Below are 18,523 nucleotides of genomic sequence, written 5' to 3' on the forward strand. Positions count from 1 at the left end.
CCTGCGAGGAGCAACGCAAAAAAGAAAGGCCGGAGGATCCGGCCTGACAGAGAAGGGGTTGAATTACAGCAGACGACGCGCCGCTTCCACGACGATTTTGACCGCGTGGCTTTCGGTTTGCTTCATGGTTTCGGCGTTAGGGATCTCTTGCTGGGTACGGTTCACAATAACCCCGGCGACCATCCCGGCACGCAGGCCCTGGCTGGCGCACATGGTCAGCAGCGTGGCGGATTCCATTTCATAGTTCATCACGCCCATTGCCTGCCACTCTTCCATTGAGCCCTTGAAGCGGCTCACCACGCGGCCGGAGAAGGTGTCGTAACGCTCCTGGCCTGGGTAGAAGGTATCCGAAGAGGCGGTCACGCCGATATGGGTGGTGGCACCAATAGATTTCGCCGCTTCCACCAGCGCGGTGGTGCAGGCGAAGTCTGCGACGGCCGGGAACTCCATCGGCGCGAAGTGCAGGCTGGCGCCGTCCAGGCGAACGGAAGCGGTCGTAACCAGCACATCGCCAACGTTAATGTGCGGTTGAATCGCGCCGGTGGTGCCGATACGCAGGAAGGTACGCACGCCCAGCTGCGCCAGCTCTTCCACGGCGATAGAAGTCGACGGGCCGCCGATGCCGGTAGAGCAGACGATCACCGGCTTGCCGTCCAGCTCCGCGCGCCAGGAGGTAAATTCGCGGTGGGATGCCAGCTTGACCGGCTTATCCATCAGCGCGGCGATCTTTTCCACACGCTCCGGATCGCCAGGGACGATAGCCAGCGTAGCCCCTTGTAAATCGTTCTTGGTGAGGCCGAGATGAAAAACATCAGACTTGGACATAAAAAACTCCTCTGTGGGTCGAATTATCAGCAGAAGCAAAACGGTACTGTACAGAAGCCCCTGGCAACATTTTGTGATGATAGTCACCAAGACCAATAATGATTGCAGTTGTTTTTCAGTAAATAGTGATACACATCACATTAACAAGTTATATTCATCGTCACAGAACAAAAGATAGCCGCTTTCAGGCACTGTGCTTTATTACCGCCCGAACTAAAGGTAAAGGGTCTATAGTTATTGATGCGCTAATAAATAAGGGTACGGAGAATACCATGACCACCACCAAGCAACCTGGATTCGCACCTGCAGCTTCACCACACGCCGCCACCGCCGTTCATACGCCGGAAGAGCATATTATCGCCGGAGAGACGTCTATTCCCTCTCAGGGTGAAAACATGCCGGCCTACCACGCCCGCCCGAAAAATGCCGACGGTCCGCTGCCGATCGTTATCGTGGTACAGGAAATTTTCGGCGTGCATGAACATATTCGCGATCTTTGTCGCCGCCTGGCGCAGGAAGGCTATCTGGCTATTGCGCCTGAATTGTACTTCCGTCAGGGCGATCCGAATGAGTACCACGATATCCCGACCCTGTTCAAAGAGCTGGTTACCAAGGTGCCGGACGCGCAGGTGCTGGCGGATCTCGACCATGTCGCCAGCTGGGCGGCGCGCCACGGCGGCGATGCCCATCGTCTGCTAATCACCGGCTTCTGCTGGGGCGGACGCATTACCTGGCTGTATGCCGCGCATAACCCGCAACTGAAGGCAGGCGTGGCCTGGTACGGCAAGCTGGTGGGAGAAAAATCGCTGAATTCACCGAAGCATCCGGTAGATATCGCGGTCGATCTCAACGCCCCGGTGCTTGGTCTGTACGGCGCTAAAGACGCCAGTATTCCACAGGACACCATCGAGACCATGCGTCAGGCGCTGCGGGCGGCCAACGCCACAGCGGAAATCGTGGTCTATCCCGAAGCCGATCATGCCTTTAACGCCGACTATCGCGCCAGCTATCATGAAGAGTCAGCCAAAGACGGCTGGCAGCGCATGCTCGCGTGGTTTGCCCAGTATGGCGGTAAAAAAGGGTAATCACCCGATGCAAAAAAAGGAGGCAAATGCCTCCTTATTATTTTTCGCCTGACTATCAGGCGGATTCGCGCAGATTCTGCGCCGCTTGCACCATATTCGCCAGCGCGGCGCGGGTTTCCGGCCAGCCGCGAGTTTTCAGGCCGCAGTCCGGGTTAACCCACAGCCGCTCCGCCGGGATACGCTGCGCGGCTTTTGCCAGCAGCGCTTCTATCCACTCCACGCTCGGCACGTTCGGCGAGTGAATATCATATACCCCCGGCCCGATCTCATTGGGATACTCGAACGCTTCGAACGACTCCAGCAGCTCCATATCGGACCGCGAGGTTTCAATGGTGATCACGTCGGCATCCAGCGCGGCAATGGAGTCCATGATGTCGTTGAACTCGCAATAGCACATGTGGGTGTGGATCTGCGTGTCGTCTTTGGCGACCGCAGCATTAAGGCGGAAGGCTTCCACACCCCACTGCAGATAGGAATCCCAGTCGCTGCGCTTCAGCGGTAACCCTTCGCGCAGCGCCGGCTCATCAATCTGGATGATGCCGATCCCCGCCGCTTCCAGATCCGCCACTTCATCACGCAGGGCCAGCGCAATCTGTTTCGCGATGGTTTCACGGCTGACATCTTCCCGCGGGAAGGACCAGCACAGAATGGTCACCGGTCCAGTGAGCATCCCTTTCACTGGCTTGTCGGTCAGCGACTGCGCGTACTTCGCCCAGTCGACGGTGATCGCCTGCGGACGGCTGACGTCGCCGATCACCACCGGCGGCTTCACGCAACGGGAACCATAGCTCTGCACCCAGCCGTTTTGCGTGAAGATAAAACCGTCCAGATGTTCACCGAAGTATTCCACCATGTCGTTCCGCTCGGCTTCTCCGTGCACCAGTACGTCTAAACCTAACCGCTCCTGCTCGACGATCGCCTGCTTAATATGTTCCGCAATCCCCGTCCGATAATGACTGGCGTCAAGGTTGCCCTTTTTGAAGTCCAGGCGCAGACCGCGGATCTCCGTCGTTTGCGGGAATGACCCGATGGTGGTGGTCGGCCATTTCGGCAGGTTAAAGCGCTGGCGCTGTGCCTGCGCGCGAACCTCATAGGGGCTGGCACGCTGGCTGTCCTGAGCGGTGATCGCCGCCAGCCGTTTTTCCACTTCCGCGTTGTGCACGCGGGTCGAATGGCGACGGGCCTGGATTGGCGCGCTCCACTCGGTAATCGCCGCCGTATCGCCGCTGTTCAGCGCATCGCGCAGCAGCGCCAGCTCGCCGCATTTCTGCAGCGCGAAGGCAAACCAGCTCTTCACTTCCGCATCAAGGCGCGTCTCCACGCTCAGATCGATCGGGCTATGCAGCAGAGAACAGGATGACGCGACCCAGAGGTCGCGTTTACCGACGAGGTCTTTAATTTGCGCATACTTTTCGGTGAGATCGGCGCGCCAGACGTTGCGCCCATTGATCAGACCCGCAGACAGCAGCCAGTCGGCCGGCAGGCGGTTGTGCAGCTCGGCAACATCATCTTTGCCGTGCACCAGATCGACGTGCAGCCCCTGGACCGGTAGCGCAGCAATGGTCGCGAGATTGTCACTAATGCCTTCAAAATAGGTGGTCAGCAGCAGTTTCACCTGGCCCTGCAGGGCGTCATAAGCCGGTTTAAAGGCCTCCAGCCACGCTGGCGGCAGCTCCAGCACCAGCGCCGGTTCATCAATCTGCACCCACTCGATGCCGCGCTTCGCCAGTTCGGCCAGCACCTGCTGGTAAACCGGCAGGATGTCATTCAGCAGGCTCAGACGGTCAAACGGTTCACCTTTCACTTTACCCAGCCACAGGTACGTTACCGGCCCCAGCAGCACGGGCTTGATCTTGTGGCCCAGCGCCAGCGCTTCGTCTACTTCATCCAGCAGTTGGGTCCAGGTCAGTTTGAACTGCTGGCCCTTCACGAACTCCGGCACCATGTAGTGATAGTTGGTGTTAAACCATTTGGTCATTTCCGCAGCGGCGGCCGGTTCGCCAGTCGGCGCACGGCCGCGGCCAATGCGGAACAGGGTATCGATATCGATGGATCCGTCTTTGTTCTGATGACGAGCCGGCACGTTGCCAAGCAGCAGGCTGGTAGTCAGAACATGGTCGTACCAGGCGAAATCCCCCACCGGCAGCAGATCAACGCCCGCCTGTTTCTGCTGCTCCCAGTGGCGGGCACGCAGCTCACGGCCTACTGTCAGCAGTTCCTCGCGAGTGGCGTTGCCCGCCCAGTAGCTCTCTTGCGCTTTTTTCAGCTCGCGGCGCAGGCCAACGCGAGGAAAACCGAGGGTGTGGTTAATAATTGTCATTTTTGTTCCTCTCTTATTTCATTGAATCTGAAGAAAAACTCTAAATAGTTCGGCTTGCAGGAAGGCGGCAACGATGCGCATCCCCAGGAGCTTACTGAAGTAAGTGACTGGGGTAAGCGAGGCAGCCAACGCATCTGCAAGTCGAAATATGACGAGTTTTAGACGTCCAGATGTTTACACATCCATAATTGACAGTTACTGTATATTCCTCAAGCGCAAATTGCTCATGGCGAAGTGAAGGACTTTCATGATCGAAATTAAACATCTGAAAACGCTGCAAGCGTTGCGGAACAGCGGTTCACTGGCGGGTGCGGCAGCGGCCCTGCACCAGACCCAGTCCGCCTTGTCTCACCAGTTCAGCGATCTGGAACAGCGCCTTGGCTTCCGTTTGTTTGTGCGTAAAAGCCAGCCACTACGCTTCACGCCGCAAGGGGAAATTCTGCTGCAGTTGGCCAATCAGGTGCTGCCGCAGATCGCTCGCGCCCTGCAGGACTGTAACGAACCACAGCAGACCCGGCTGCGCCTGGCTATCGAATGTCACAGCTGTATTCAGTGGCTGACGCCGGCGCTGGAGAATTTCCGCGCCCGCTGGCCGCACGTGGAGGTCGACTTCCATTCCGGAGTGACCTTCGACCCGCAGCCTGCGCTGCAGCAGGGCGAACTGGATCTGGTGATGACCTCCGATATCCTGCCGCGCAGCGGTCTGCACTACTCGCCGATGTTTGATTATGAGGTGCGTCTGGTGCTGGCGCCCGAGCACCCGTTAGCCACGAAGACGCTGATTACGCCAGAGGACCTGGCCGCGGAAACACTGCTGATTTATCCCGTGCAGCGCGGGCGCCTCGACATCTGGCGCCATTTCCTGCAGCCGGCCGGCATCAGTCCCCAGCTGAAAAGCGTCGATAACACGCTGTTGCTGATCCAGATGGTGGCCGCAAGGATGGGCATCGCCGCGCTGCCGCACTGGGTGGTGGAAAGCTTTGAACGCCAGGGTCTGGTGGTCACCAAAACCCTGGGTGAGGGATTATGGAGCCGGTTGTACGCGGCCGTCCGCGATGGCGAACAGCGTCAACCGGTCACCGAAGCGTTTATTCGCTCTGCGCGGAACCACGCCTGCGATCATCTGCCGTTTGTCCGGAGTGCGGAGCGACCCAGCGGCGATGGACCCACAGCGAGGCCAGGATCACCAACGCTCCGCTAATAAAGCTCGGCCAGTGCGGCTGCTCCTGCCAGATGGCGAGGTTTACCAGTAGACCCGCGGGGACATGGACGTTATTCATGATCCCCAGCGTGCCGGCATCCACCTGCGTGGCGCCATAGTTCCACATAAAGTAACCCAGCCCGGAAGCCACCACGCCGAGCCACACCAGCACGCTCCACTGCAGCGTGGTGGTCGGCAGCTTCTGGGGGTTGCCCAGCATAAACCACGCTGCCACCGCCACGATAAAGGCCCCGACATAAAACCAGGCAAAGGCATTGTGCTGCGGCATCGGACGTACCTCCATCAGGCGCTTGTAACCCACCATGCCGATAGCGAAGCAGAGGTTTGACAACTGCACCAGTAACAGCCCGGTCCAGAAATGATCGCTGACTTTGTCATAGCGGATAATCGCCGCCCCCAGCACCGCCAGCGCAGCACTCAGCAGATAGCCCCAGCGCAGCTTACGTCCGCTGAGCAGGTCGTAGATCAGCGTGATATACAGCGGGGTAAACACGGTAAACAGCAGAAATTCCGAAACCGTCAGATAGAGATAGGCGCGGAAAGCCAGCAGATACATGATGCCAAGCTGCATCGCGCCCACCAGCATATAGAGCACGATCGTGCGCGGAGACTGGCCGCGCGTGCGCAGGAAAGGCAGGAACACCAGCGCCGCCAGGCCCACACGCATCAGCACCGAAAAATAGCTGTCGACGCTACCGGCCAGGTATTCGCCAATCAGGCTAAAAGAAAAGGCCCACAGGATAGTGGTGATAATTAACAGCGCCACAATGGTCGTCTCGTTGGATAAAGAACAGGCATTGTAGCGAAGAGTCAGGTTGACGACTGGACAGTTATTCGCCAGTCGTCAATCTTTTTCAGTCGAGGTATAGCTTACGCAGGTAGTGCGGGACCGCATCGTCGGCGTTACTGCCGATCACTTCCAGTTCCGGATGCAGATCCTTCAGCCGTTGATGGGCGTTGGCCATGATGCAGCCTTTGCCGGCCATCGACAGCATCTCAGCGTCGTTCATACCGTCGCCGAAGGCGATGCAATCGGCAAGAGTGTAACCGAGCATTTTCGCCACCGCCTCCAGCGCATGCCCCTTCGATACCCCACCCGCCATGACTTCCAGGCAGGTTAAGGTGGAGAAGCTGACGTTCACGCGATCGCCCCAGCGGGCGTTCATCGCCTGCTCCAGCGGCAGCAGATGCTCGTGATCCTCGCAGGTAAAGAATACTTTGCTGATCCCCTGCGGATCCAGTTCGCCCGGCTCATACAGCTTGTAGTTAAACACCGCCTCCTTGAAGAAGCGCATCTCTTCCGGACGATGGCGGTTCATATACCACTCGTCTTCCCGATAGACGTTAGTGACGATTTTCGGGTCGTTACGCACGATCTCAAACAGGTCGGCGGCAATATCGCGGTCGAGGTTATGGGCAAAGATTTGCTGACCATCGCTATCGTGAACCCGGGCGCCGTTAGAGGTGATCATGTACGACCGGATGCCGAGATTATCGCGGATCTGCCCGACGTCGATGTAGTGACGGCCGGTGGCGAAGACGAAATTGATCCCACGGGCGGTGAGCAATTTCAGCGTCTCTTTGGCATACGGGGTCAGGAAATGATCGGGGGAAAGCAGCGTGCCGTCTAAATCAGACGCAACAACCTGGTACATAAAAAAGTTAACCTCTAAGCAGGGCGACGAGCGTTATCGTCGGATTAAGTATGTCGATTGAAAAACTCGACGATGGCATTGAGCGCGACTGAGCGCATAGCGTCCTTTTCAAAAAGGATCTCATGATATGCCCCTTCAATGACGAGCGGTTTACCGCCCTCACAGGGATGGCCGGCAGCGGCCCGTAATTCACAATAGCGGTCGTGCATCAGATTATCGACCACCCGCTCCTCCTCTGCCTGTAAAAGCAGCGTCGGGGCGGTATCTTTTTCCACATTCGCCAGCACTTCGTCGCTGGCCAGCATGCCCTCACGCACCCAGTGCCAGGTCGGGCCGCCAACCTGCAGTCGCGGTTCATCGGCATAGAAGCGCAGGTTGCGACTATAGCGTTGTCGACTGTGCGTCAGCACGTTAACGGCAAAAGGCAGCGCCCGCCAGCGCCCGGTACCGATGGCATACTCTTCGCGAATGCGCTGATGGCCCTCAGCCCAGTCGAGAATATGGCGCACCATCCAGTCCGGCAATCGAATGATAATCCCGAACATCGGCGCGCAGAGCGCAATCGCATCGCAATGCGCCTGGTAACGTTGCAGAAAAAGCGTGGCAATCGCCCCGCCCATAGAGTGAGCGAGGATAAACCGTTTTCGCCAGTGTCCGGGGACCACCTGCTGCTGCCAGAGCGCCGCCAGGTCATCGACATAGTCGCTGAAGTTGACGACGTGTCCGCGGTGGGTATCAGAGAGCAGGCGGCCCGAGCGTCCCTGGCCGCGATGATCGATGATCATCACGTCAAAGCCGCTGTGAAAGAGATCGTAGGCGACTTCGGCATACTTCACGTAGCTTTCAATGCGCCCGGGGCAAATCAGCACCAGACGATCGTTATTTTGCGCGCAGAAGCGAACAAAGCGTACCGGTACATCATCGACGCCTTTAAATTCAGCCTCTTCGCGCTGTCGCCAGAAATCCGTCAGCGGCCCCATACTAAAGGCCGCAAACGCGTTTTCTCGTGTTTCCCAGTCCTTTTTCTGCCCAAACATCGGGTTTACACCCCTGTTAACCGCTGAAAATCGTTTTTTTGCCGTGTATCACACAATGCTGACACAATAGCGTATTGTGGCATAAAAACAGACAATCAGGGAGTTTCTCATGACCATTGAGTGGTGGTTCGCCTACCTGCTGACATCAATCATTCTCAGCCTGTCACCAGGTTCCGGAGCGATTAATACCATGACCACCTCCATTAACCACGGTTACCGCGGCGCGGCGGCGTCGATTGCCGGTTTGCAGACCGGGCTGGTTATTCATATCGTGCTGGTTGGTGTTGGTCTCGGCACCCTTTTCTCCCGCTCGGTGCTGGCCTTTGAAGTGCTGAAATGGGCCGGCGCGGCTTATCTTATCTGGCTGGGGATCCAGCAATGGCGGGCGGCGGGGGCGATCGACCTGAATACGCTGGCGAAGGCGCAGACGCGCGGCAAACTGTTCCAGCGCGCGGTGTTCGTGAATCTCACCAACCCCAAAAGCATTGTGTTTCTGGCCGCCCTGTTTCCGCAGTTTATCCTGCCGCACCAGCCGCAGGTGATGCAGTATCTTGTTCTGGGCGTCACCACCATTGTCGTCGATATCATTGTGATGATTGGCTATGCGACCCTGGCGCAGCGCATTTCAGCATGGATCAAAGGGCCAAAGCAGATGAAGGCGCTGAACAAAGTCTTTGGTTCGCTGTTTATGCTGGTCGGGGCGCTGCTCGCCTCCGCCCGTCACGCCTGAATCATGGAATCTCGCTCGCAAAGAGAGGTTTGCCGGGCGAAAAACGCGCACTCTCTGCACGAGCCGACACGCAAAGCGGGTAATTAATTTTTTTACCCGCTGTCGGCGTTGAACCCACCGTGTCAGGATGCCGCCAGATACGTGATTCACGGATGAACGGCGATGGCGGAAACGGCGACTCCTCATGATGCGGTATTTAAAACCTTTCTCTCGCGGGTAGAGACGGCGCGCGATTTTATCGAGCTCCACCTGCCTTCGTCGTTAATACAGATCTGCAAACTGGATACCCTGCGTCTGGAATCCGGCAGCTTTCTCGAAGACGATCTCAGGCCTTACTACAGCGATATCCTTTATTCGCTGGAAACCACCCGCGGTGCGGGCTATGTCCATGTTCTGATCGAGCACCAGAGCGCACCTGATAAGCTGATGGCCTTTCGCTTAATGCGCTATGCTGTCGCCGCCATGCAGCGGCACCTGGAGAGCGGCCATAAAACGCTGCCTCTGGTTATCCCTATTCTCTTTTATCAGGGACGACGCAGCCCCTATCCCTGGTCGATGCGCTGGCTGGATAATTTTGCCGATCCTGAGACCGCCCGCCAGCTCTATAGCGGGGCGTTTCCGCTGGTCGATATCACGGTGATCCCCGACGACGACATCATGCAGCACCGCAGCATGGCAGCCCTGACGCTGGTGCAAAAGCACATCCGCCAGCGCGATATGGCGCAATTGCTGGATAAGTTGACCCATCTCTTACTGCTGGAGCAGATGAGCGGACAACAAATCACCGTATTGGTAAACTATATGGCTCAGGCAGGAGATGCCGAGGATACTCGGACACTCTTGTACGGACTGGCACAGCGCGTGCCGCAGCATGGAGGATTACTGATGACGCTGGCGGAAACATGGCTTGCAGAAGGTATGGAGAAAGGCGTACAGCAGGGCATAAAAGAAGGTAAACACCAGGCCTTGCTGCAGGTTGCCGAAGCAATGCGCAAACGTGGTATTGATGACGCAGCTATTATGGAAATGACCGGTCTGGCTGAGGATGAGCTGCAGCGGCTTCGCCACTGACACTTTCCCACCCGGAAACAGCCGGGTGGGAAACAGCATACCGGTTAACGCGAGATAATCAGGTGGATGCCGAAGCCCGCAAACAGCGTACCGGCGATACCATCGATCCACTTCGCCATCCGCTGATAGCCGCGGCGCATCCCCGGCAGGGCGAACAGGCTGGCAACCACCATAAACCAGGCCAGCGTCTCGACGATAATCAGCAGGAAAATACCCCAGCGCGCACCAGCGCCGACGCTGTCACCCACGAACAGCGAGAACACCGAGCCGAAGTAGATGATCGCTTTCGGATTCGCCAGATTGGTCAGCAGTCCCTTCACGAAGCTGCGTCCGCTGCGGGCCAGCTCCACCTGCGGCTCCGCCGAGGCCACCGCCTCTTTTTTCAGCGCGCCGCGCAGCATCTGGTAGCCCATCCAGCACAGATACAGGCCGCCACCGACCATGATGATGTTATGCAGCCACGCCATCTGCGCGAGGATCAGGTTCAGGCCGAGCAGGGCAACCCCCGCCCAGATCATGACGCCGCAGGTGATCCCCAGCACACCCATCATCGCCTCTCTGCGCGAGCGGCTGATGGCCGTTTGTGAGACAAAGAAAAAGTCCGGCCCCGGGCTCATCAGCGCAATGATATGCACCAGCGCCACGGTGAGGAAAAGCATCAGCATAGTTAACTCGCAGGAAAATAGTGAAGAGGGAAACTATTCTGGCACCTTTTCCCGCGGCTGACTACTCATCATCACCATCGACATGAGCGCGTATCAATGCCATGAATTCTTTACCGAAGCGCTCAAGTTTACGCGTCCCCACGCCGTTGACGCTGAGCATCTCCCCGGCGGTGAGTGGCGACTGTTCCGCCATCTCGATCAGCGTCGCGTCGTTGAAGACCACGTATGGCGGGATATTCTCTTCGTCGGCGATCGCTTTACGCAATTTGCGCAGCTTGGCAAACAGCTTGCGGTCGTAATTGCCGCCAAAGGATTTCTGCATCGCCTTCGGCTTCAGCGCCACGATACGCGGTACGGCAAGCTGCAGCGGCACCTCGCCGCGCAGCACCGGTCGTGCGGCTTCGGTCAGCTGCAGTGCGGAGTGCTGGGCGATATTCTGCGTCACCAGCCCAAGGTGAATCAGTTGGCGGATCACGCTCACCCAGTGCTCGTGACTCTGCTCCCGGCCGATACCGTAAACCGGCAGCTTATCGTGGCCCATGTCACGGATGCGCTGGTTGTTGGCCCCGCGCAGAACCTCCACCACGTAACCCATCCCGAAACGTTGATTCACCCGGTAAATCGTTGAAAGCGCCTTGCGCGCATCCATTAAGCCATCGTACTGCTTTGGCGGATCAAGACAGATATCGCAGTTGCCGCACGGCTCCTGACGCCCTTCGCCAAAGTAGTTCAGCAGCACCAGACGACGGCAGGTTTGCGCTTCAGCAAACGCCCCCATCGCATTCAGCTTATGCCGCTCGATATCCTGTAGCGGTCCGGCGGGCTTTTCTTCCAGACAGCGGCGCAGCCACGCCATATCCGCCGGATCGTAAAACAGCATCGCTTCCGCCGGCAGGCCATCACGCCCGGCGCGGCCGGTTTCCTGGTAGTAAGATTCAATATTGCGCGGGATATCGAAGTGCACCACAAAGCGGACGTTCGGCTTGTTGATACCCATCCCGAAGGCCACCGTCGCCACCACGATCTGCAGATCGTCGCGCTGGAATTTCTCCTGCACGTCGGCGCGAACGGCGTTTTCCAGACCAGCATGGTAAGCCGCCGCGCTGATGCCGCGGCTCTGCAGACGCGCGGCGGTATCTTCCACTTTCGAGCGGCTGTTGCAGTAGATGATGCCCGATTTGCCGCGCTGATCCTGAACGTAGCGCATCAACTGGTCGAGCGGTTTGAATTTCTCCATCAGCATATAGCGGATGTTTGGACGGTCGAAGCTGCTGACCTGAATCAGCGGATCGTTAAGCCCGAGCAGACGGACGATATCGCGGCGGGTGGTGTCATCGGCGGTGGCGGTCAACGCCATAAACGGGATCTGCGGCATCCGCTGGCGCAGCTGGCCCAGCGCGGCATATTCCGGACGGAAGTCATGGCCCCACTGGGAGATACAGTGCGCTTCGTCTACCGCCAGCATCGCCAGGTTCCAGTTCGCCAGATGCTCAAGAAAGTTATCCAGCATCAACCGTTCCGGCGCGATATACAGCAGACGAACCTGCCCGCTGCGACAGCCGGCCATCACTTCCTGCTGCTGCTCGCGGCTTTGCGTCGAGTTCAGACAAGCCGCCGCCACGCCGTTGGCCAGCAGTTGATCGACCTGGTCTTTCATCAGCGAGATCAGGGGTGAGACCACGACTGTCAGACCGCCCATGACCAGCGCCGGCACCTGATAGCACAGCGACTTGCCGCCACCGGTCGGCATGACCACCAGGCAGTCCCGGCCCTCAAGCACCGTCTCGATAATCGTTTCCTGGCCAGGACGGAACTGCTGGTAGCCGAAGGTCTCTTGTAAAACCTGCTTCGCCAGCGATTCCTGATTTAATACTTCCGCCTGTGCCACGTTGACCCCATTTGCCTGAAAAGAAAACAGGCGCTATTTTCAGCGCCTGCGAGCCAGAGTGCAACGATTAAAACAGATCGTTGAGCATTAGCCCGACGCCGACGCGCGTTTGATTAAAGTTGTAGTCGATAAGCGATTCGCCGTAACCGCTGTAGATCTGCGTATAGGCGCGAACATGTTTGGTAATGGGATAGCTCACGCCGAGCTCCGCCCCGCCATAGCCGGTGTTCCAGTTATATTGCCCCTGCGCGCTGAGGATCGCCTCTCCCAGCTGGTAGCCCACCTTCAGCCGGTAATAGCCCATATATTTGGTGATATCCGGGTTATCATCGGTGTTGCCCACCACATACCAGGGCTTCACTTCCACCAGCCAGTTGCCGTTTTGCGCCATCAGGCGGGCGTAAAGCCGGTTCCAGCTGCGCGAGGTGGGGTCGGAACGACCATTCGAGTCGTGGTTATACCCCATCTCGATGTCACGCAGCGTCCAGCCGGCAAACTGGTAGTCGGTCGCAAAGCCCAAAAACAGCTGGGGTTCGTAATTGGTTTCGCGAAACGGCGCCGACTCTTTGCTGTTGGAGAGCTGCCACCAGGATTTCTGGGTGTACGATGCGCCGAGCAGCGAATTATCGCCCAGGATGCCGCGCCACAGCGGGAACGCCAGACTCAGCTGAAATTTCACTTCATCTTTACGGGCATTTTCGGCCCAGTCATAGCTGCGGATCGCCTCTTTATTGAGGTCGCTGGTCCATGTGTAGAGCAGATAGTTGCTCTCATAAGGGTAGAGCAGGAAAGGATTATCATGGTCCTGGAGCAGGTTGGCGATAATGCTGCCGCGCACTGCCGGTTTGTCGTGAACCGACGCATCCTGCGCCATAACACCGGCCGGTAGCGCGCACAACGCCACCAGGCAGGCCAAAGAGATACGCATGCTGGTCTCCTGATAAATAGTTTTTATTTTTGTTTAACCTGAAGCCATTCTACCTGTTTATTAATCACCTGCCCCCTAATCCGCTCCGAAAGTGGAAATCAATATCTTAGAAGCATAAAATCAACATTTTGTTAACGAATGGAACCGGTGTTATGTCTGAACTTACTGCCGAAGCAGCGCTGAAACTGGTGGGGGAGATTTTCGTCTATCACATGCCGTTTAACCGTGCCCTCGGTCTCGAACTGGAGCGCTATGAAAAGGCGTTTGCCCAGCTCAGCTTTAATAATCAGCCGATGATGGTCGGCAACTGGGCGCAGAGTATTTTGCATGGCGGAGTGATCGCCTCCGCGCTGGACGTCGCCGCTGGCCTGGTCTGCGTCGGCAGCACCCTCACCCGCCATGACACCATCAACGAAGAAGAGCTGCGTCAACGCCTCTCCCGCATGGGAACCATCGACCTGCGCGTAGACTACCTGCGTCCGGGCCGCGGTGAACGGTTTACCGCCACCAGCAGCCTGCTGCGCGCCGGCAATAAAGTGGCGGTAGCCCGCGTGGAACTGCATAACGAAGCTCAGGTCTATATTGCCAGCGCAACGGCCACCTATATGGTGGGTTGATTGGCCAAAATCGAGTAACATCACTCTCTTTGGCAATGGATTTTACCGATGGATGCGAAACAGACGCGGTTGGGGATCATTCTGGCCCTCGCCGCCTACTTTATCTGGGGTATCGCGCCAGCGTACTTCAAACTTATCTACTATGTTCCCGCCGATGAAATTCTGACCCATCGCGTGATCTGGTCCTTCTTCTTCATGGTGGCGCTCATCAGCGTCAGCCGCCAGTGGCCGCAGGTGAAAAAGCTGCTGAAGACGCCGCGCAAGATCTTCCTGCTGGCGCTCTCGGCAGTGCTGGTCGGCGGTAACTGGCTGTTGTTCATCTGGGCGGTGAATAACCACCATATGCTGGAAGCCAGCCTCGGCTACTTTATCAACCCGCTGGTGAATATTTTGTTGGGGATGATTTTCCTCGGCGAACGCTTCCGTCGCCTGCAGTGGCTGGCGGTGATCCTCGCCTTTTGCGGCGTGCTGGTCCAGCTGTGGACCTTTGGTTCGCTGCCGATAATCGGCCTTGGGCTGGCCTTCAGTTTTGCCTTTTACGGTCTGGTGCGGAAGAAAATCGCTGTCGACGCGCAGACCGGCATGCTGGTGGAAACGCTGTGGCTACTGCCGGTGGCGGCAATCTGGCTGTTTGGCATCACTGATAGCCCGACCAGCCATATGGGGGAGAACCCCTGGTCGCTCAATCTGCTGCTGATGGCCGCGGGCGTAGTCACGACCATTCCCCTGCTGTGCTTCACCGGCGCGGCAACGCGCCTGCGGCTCTCCACGCTGGGCTTTTTCCAGTACATCGGCCCAACGCTGATGTTCCTGCTGGCGGTGACGTTCTACGGCGAAGTGCCGGGCAAGGATAAAATGGTGACCTTCGGCTTTATCTGGGTCGCGCTGGCGGTATTTATCGTCGATGCGCTGTATACCCAGCGCCGGCTGCGCAGAGGCTAAGCTGGCCTCTGACAATAAAAAAGGGAGCCGACGCTCCCTTTTTTTACAGCCAGTTTTTACGCTTGAAGTAGAGATATGGCGCCAGGCCGGCCAGCATCATAAAGACGATCGCCCCCGGGTAGCCGAAGCTCCAGTGCAGCTCAGGCATAAATTCAAAGTTCATCCCGTAGCTGGACGCCACCAGGGTTGGCGGCAGGAACACTACCGAGACCACCGAGAAAATTTTGATGATGCGGTTCTGCTCGATGTTGATGAAGCCCATCGCCGCCTGCATCAGGAAGTTCACCTTCTGGAACAGCGATTCGTTGTGCGGCAGCAGGGATTCGATATCGCGCAGGATCTCCCGCGCCTGTTCCAGCTGGCCCGCCGGCAGGCGCGCCTTACGCACGAGGAAGTTCAGCGCGCGCTGGGTATCCATCAGACAGAGGCGGACCTTCCAGCCGATATCTTCCAGTTCCGCCAGCGTCGACAGCGCTTCATCGTACTCGTCGCCCTGATGGCCTTCCATAATCACGCGGCTCAGCTTTTCCAGGTCGCTGTAGATATTTTCAATTTCATCCGCCAGCTGCTCGATTTTGGTTTCGAACAGGTCGAGCAGCAGTTCGTAGGCGTTACCGTCGACCAGCGTCTGGTTGCGCACGCGCATACGGTACAGGCGGAAAGCGGGCAGTTCGCGCTCGCGCAGCGTGAACAGGCGGCCTTCGCGGATGGTAAACGCCACGGTAGAGTTGCCGGCGTGATCTTCCGCATCTTCAAAAAAGAAGAACGAGTGGATGTGTAACCCGTCTTCATCTTCAAAGAAACGCGCGGAGGCTTCGATATCTTCCAGTTCCGGGCGCGTCGCCAGGTTCTGACCCAGTTCCGTCTGCACGCGGCTTCGCTCATCGTCGTCAGGCTCGACCAGATCGACCCACACCGAGCTGGCGAGGTGCTTGATCTCATCGGCTTCCAGGCGCGTTAAACGATTGTTTTCCAGTTGAAATGCGCTCAGCATGACCGGGACTCCCAATGCAAAAAAATTATCGGACAGTTCGGTGGGCACACAGAAACAAATTGGGTTTCAGACCATTAAGCCTGACTCAGCGCGACGGGAATAGGGCAGGTCGCTGACAACCGCTAAGGCTATCAGCATAAGAGGATAGCCTTAGGAGTTGTTCCTGAATGACAGGAAGTTGAGCCAGCATCTACTGGGTGTGTCCAAGGCGAATGTCCTCTTAGCGTAATCGTGCGCGCATGTTACGCCAGCGCAAAATCGGCGTCAACACGCAACGGAACGCGAAAGCGCAAATCAGGCGCCTTAACGTATAAAGGTAGCAGAATATTACAAAATAATGATATTTTTCTTAAAGTTACACCGTCTCAAGCCGCGCGTAAGCCGCCACCAGCCATTTGATTCCCTGGCCCTGAAAAGCCACCTGCAGCCGGCTGTGCTCGCCGCTGCCTTCGAGGTTGACGATAGTGCCTTCGCCAAACTTCGGATGGCGCACCCGCTGACCTAACTTGTAGCCGGTATCGCTCTCGGCAATCGGCGCCCCCAGTCGCTGGTGGTTTACCGGACGGCTCACCGTGGCCCGCAGACGCACTTCTTCTACGCACTCCTGCGGCAGTTCTCCAATAAAGCGCGACGGGCGATGGTAAACCTCTTTGCCGTACAGACGGCGGGTTTCGGCGTAGGTCAGCGTCAGCTTCTGCATGGCGCGCGTCACGCCAACGTAGGCCAGGCGACGCTCTTCTTCCAGGCGGCCGCCTTCATCAAGGGCCATCTGGCTCGGGAACATCCCTTCTTCGACGCCGACGATAAACACCTGCGGGAATTCCAGCCCTTTCGCCGAGTGCAGGGTCATCAGTTGAACCGCGTCCTGCCAGGTGTCCGCCTGCCCCTCGCCCGCTTCCAGCGCGGCGTGGGAGAGGAACGCCTGCAGCGGCATCAGGTCTTCATCTTCTTCGTTGTAGCTGAACTGGCGCGTCGCCGTCACCAGTTCCTCTAAGTTTTCAATACGGGTCTGGCCCTTCTCGCCTTTCTCCTGCTCGTACATCGCGCGCAGCCCGGAGTCTTTAATCACCCGATCGGTCTGAACATGTAGCGGCATATCGGCGGTTTCCTGCGCCAGCGCGTCAATCAACTCCATAAAGCGCTGCAGAGCGCTGGCGGCACGGCCAGCCAGCACTTTCTCTTTCAGTAGCTCGCGGCAGGCCTGCCACAGCGTCAGCTGACGATCGCGCGACGTCTGGCGTACCACGTCCAGCGTACGATCGCCGATGCCGCGAGTCGGCGTATTGACCACCCGCTCAAACGCTGCATCGTCGTTACGGTTGGCAATCAGGCGCAGGTAAGAGAGCGCATCTTTGATTTCCTGACGTTCGAAGAAGCGCATACCGCCGTAGATACGGTACGGCATGCTGGCCTGCAGGAGCGCCTCTTCCAGCACGCGCGACTGGGCGTTACTGCGATAGAGAATGGCACATTGCTCCAGCGCGCCGCCGTTCTCCTGCCAGGTTTTAATGCGGTTCACCACGAAGCGCGCTTCGTCGAGATCGTTGAAGGCGCAGTACAGCGAAATCGGCTCGCCGTCGGCACCGTCGGTCCACAGCTTTTTGCCCAGGCGCCCGTTGTTGTTTTCAATCAGGGCGTTGGCAGCGCTAAGAATATTGCTGGTTGAACGATAGTTCTGCTCCAGGCGAATAGTTTCCGCGCCGGGGAAGTCGTTGAGGAAGCGCTGAATGTTCTCAACCTGCGCACCGCGCCAGCCGTAAATCGACTGGTCATCATCGCCGACGATCATCACCTTGCCGGTATCGCCCGCCAGCAGGCGGATCCAGGCGTACTGGATGTTGTTGGTGTCCTGGAATTCATCGACAAGGATATTGGTGAAACGCTCACGATAGTGCTGCAGGATATGCGGCTTGTTCAGCCACAGCTCGTGCGCGCGCAGCAGCAGCTCGGCGAAATCCACCAGCCCGGCGCGGTCGCAGGCCTCCTGGTAGGCCTGATAGACCTTCTGCCAGGTCTGCTCGACCGGGTTGCCGTAGCTCTGAATGTGATGCGGGCGCAGCCCTTCATCTTTCTGGCTGTTGATGTACCACATCGCCTGACGCGGCGGCCATTGCTTCTCATCGAGGTTCATCGCCTTAATCAGACGCTTCAGCAGACGGAGCTGGTCTTCGCTGTCGAGGATTTGGAAATCCTGCGGCAGGTTGGCGTCCAGATGATGCGCACGCAGCAGACGGTGCGCGAGGCCGTGGAAGGTGCCTACCCACATGCCGCCCTGGGTAGTGCCCATCAGCTGGCCGATACGGTGGCGCATCTCCGCCGCCGCTTTGTTGGTAAAGGTCACCGCCATAATCGAGTACGGCGAGCAGTTCTCCACGCTCAGCAGCCAGGCGATACGGTGCACCAGAACGCGCGTCTTACCACTGCCCGCCCCTGCCAGAACCAGCATATTGGTGCGCGAGGCCGCTACGGCTTCACGCTGTTTGTCATTAAGGCTGTCGAGCAGGTAAGAAACGTCCATTGGCACCGCCGGAAGAGAAGGGGTTC

At 57.8% G+C, this 18,523-nt stretch carries 17 protein-coding genes; 6 read left to right on the forward strand and 11 right to left on the reverse strand.

What is annotated here, in order from left to right; all coding sequences use genetic code 11:
* Positions 1-63 precede the first annotated feature (63 nt).
* Complete coding sequence (gene udp / locus SP68_RS24700) at positions 64-825, reverse strand: uridine phosphorylase (RefSeq protein ID WP_002883419.1); 762 nt, start codon at positions 823-825, stop codon at positions 64-66.
* Positions 826-1,097: 272 nt separating this feature from the next.
* Between udp and SP68_RS24705 the strand changes: the two genes are divergently transcribed.
* On the forward strand, positions 1,098-1,910 hold the full coding sequence (locus tag SP68_RS24705) for a dienelactone hydrolase family protein (protein WP_012543223.1): 813 nt from the start codon (positions 1,098-1,100) through the stop codon (positions 1,908-1,910).
* A 55-nt stretch (positions 1,911-1,965) separates the two neighbouring features.
* On the opposite strand, the gene metE is transcribed toward SP68_RS24705, so the two are convergent.
* Complete coding sequence (metE, locus tag SP68_RS24710; RefSeq protein WP_022065872.1) at positions 1,966-4,230, reverse strand: 5-methyltetrahydropteroyltriglutamate--homocysteine S-methyltransferase; 2,265 nt, start codon at positions 4,228-4,230, stop codon at positions 1,966-1,968.
* Positions 4,231-4,477: 247 nt separating this feature from the next.
* Between metE and metR the strand changes: the two genes are divergently transcribed.
* Positions 4,478-5,431, forward strand: a complete 954-nt coding sequence (gene metR / locus SP68_RS27130; RefSeq protein ID WP_022065873.1) for an HTH-type transcriptional regulator MetR — start codon at positions 4,478-4,480, stop codon at positions 5,429-5,431.
* On the opposite strand, the gene SP68_RS24725 is transcribed toward metR, so the two are convergent.
* From SP68_RS24725 to pldB, 3 genes are all read right to left on the reverse strand, one after another.
* Positions 5,319-6,218, reverse strand: a complete 900-nt coding sequence (locus SP68_RS24725; RefSeq protein ID WP_012969187.1) for a carboxylate/amino acid/amine transporter — start codon at positions 6,216-6,218, stop codon at positions 5,319-5,321. The two genes, metR and SP68_RS24725, sit on opposite strands and share 113 nt — an antisense overlap.
* Positions 6,219-6,306: 88 nt before the next feature.
* Positions 6,307-7,107 carry a sugar/pyridoxal phosphate phosphatase YigL gene (gene yigL / locus SP68_RS24730; RefSeq protein WP_008807941.1) on the reverse strand — a complete coding sequence of 267 codons (801 nt, stop codon included), beginning with the start codon at positions 7,105-7,107 and terminating at the stop codon, positions 6,307-6,309.
* A gap of 44 nt (positions 7,108-7,151) precedes the next feature.
* Positions 7,152-8,144 (reverse strand): lysophospholipase L2, encoded by a 993-nt coding sequence (gene pldB / locus SP68_RS24735; protein WP_040970802.1) that lies wholly within the window; start codon positions 8,142-8,144, stop codon positions 7,152-7,154.
* 109 nt (positions 8,145-8,253) lie between these two features.
* Between pldB and rhtB the strand changes: the two genes are divergently transcribed.
* Together rhtB and SP68_RS24745 are read left to right on the forward strand one after the other, a co-directional pair.
* Positions 8,254-8,874: a homoserine/homoserine lactone efflux protein gene (gene rhtB / locus SP68_RS24740; protein WP_008807943.1), complete on the forward strand. Its 621-nt coding sequence runs from the start codon at positions 8,254-8,256 to the stop codon at positions 8,872-8,874.
* A 162-nt stretch (positions 8,875-9,036) separates the two neighbouring features.
* Entirely contained in the window at positions 9,037-9,945 is a 909-nt protein-coding gene (locus SP68_RS24745) for an Rpn family recombination-promoting nuclease/putative transposase (protein ID WP_012969188.1), read from the forward strand.
* A gap of 44 nt (positions 9,946-9,989) precedes the next feature.
* Here the strand turns inward: SP68_RS24745 and rhtC are convergent, their stop codons facing one another.
* From rhtC to pldA, 3 genes are all read right to left on the reverse strand, one after another.
* On the reverse strand, positions 9,990-10,610 hold the full coding sequence (gene rhtC / locus SP68_RS24750) for a threonine export protein RhtC (RefSeq protein WP_008807945.1): 621 nt from the start codon (positions 10,608-10,610) through the stop codon (positions 9,990-9,992).
* A gap of 61 nt (positions 10,611-10,671) precedes the next feature.
* Positions 10,672-12,498: an ATP-dependent DNA helicase RecQ gene (gene recQ, locus SP68_RS24755; protein ID WP_012543233.1), complete on the reverse strand. Its 1,827-nt coding sequence runs from the start codon at positions 12,496-12,498 to the stop codon at positions 10,672-10,674.
* 67 nt (positions 12,499-12,565) lie between these two features.
* Complete coding sequence (gene pldA, locus SP68_RS24760) at positions 12,566-13,426, reverse strand: phospholipase A (protein ID WP_002883408.1); 861 nt, start codon at positions 13,424-13,426, stop codon at positions 12,566-12,568.
* A gap of 152 nt (positions 13,427-13,578) precedes the next feature.
* On the opposite strand from pldA, the gene yigI reads away from it, so the two are divergent.
* Together yigI and rarD are read left to right on the forward strand one after the other, a co-directional pair.
* A complete protein-coding gene (yigI, locus tag SP68_RS24765; RefSeq protein ID WP_008807947.1) occupies positions 13,579-14,043 on the forward strand; it encodes an acyl-CoA thioesterase YigI in 465 nt (154 codons plus the stop codon).
* A gap of 48 nt (positions 14,044-14,091) precedes the next feature.
* Positions 14,092-14,985, forward strand: coding sequence for an EamA family transporter RarD (rarD, locus tag SP68_RS24770; RefSeq protein WP_002883402.1), 894 nt, complete (start codon positions 14,092-14,094; stop codon positions 14,983-14,985).
* 43 nt (positions 14,986-15,028) lie between these two features.
* Here rarD and corA read toward each other — a convergent pair whose 3' ends face one another.
* From corA to uvrD, 3 genes are all read right to left on the reverse strand, one after another.
* Positions 15,029-15,979 carry a magnesium/cobalt transporter CorA gene (corA, locus tag SP68_RS24775; RefSeq protein WP_012543234.1) on the reverse strand — a complete coding sequence of 317 codons (951 nt, stop codon included), beginning with the start codon at positions 15,977-15,979 and terminating at the stop codon, positions 15,029-15,031.
* 150 nt (positions 15,980-16,129) lie between these two features.
* Entirely contained in the window at positions 16,130-16,186 is a 57-nt protein-coding gene (gene ysgD, locus SP68_RS29160) for a YsgD/CorL family protein (protein WP_349815745.1), read from the reverse strand.
* 148 nt (positions 16,187-16,334) lie between these two features.
* The gene (gene uvrD, locus SP68_RS24780) at positions 16,335-18,497 is read right to left on the reverse strand and encodes a DNA helicase II (RefSeq protein WP_012543235.1); all 2,163 of its coding nucleotides are present in this window, start codon (positions 18,495-18,497) and stop codon (positions 16,335-16,337) included.
* Between the last annotated feature and the right edge of the window lie 26 nt (positions 18,498-18,523).

Origin of the sequence: Klebsiella variicola (genome assembly GCF_000828055.2) — a bacterium.
Classification (GTDB): domain Bacteria; phylum Pseudomonadota; class Gammaproteobacteria; order Enterobacterales; family Enterobacteriaceae; genus Klebsiella; species Klebsiella variicola.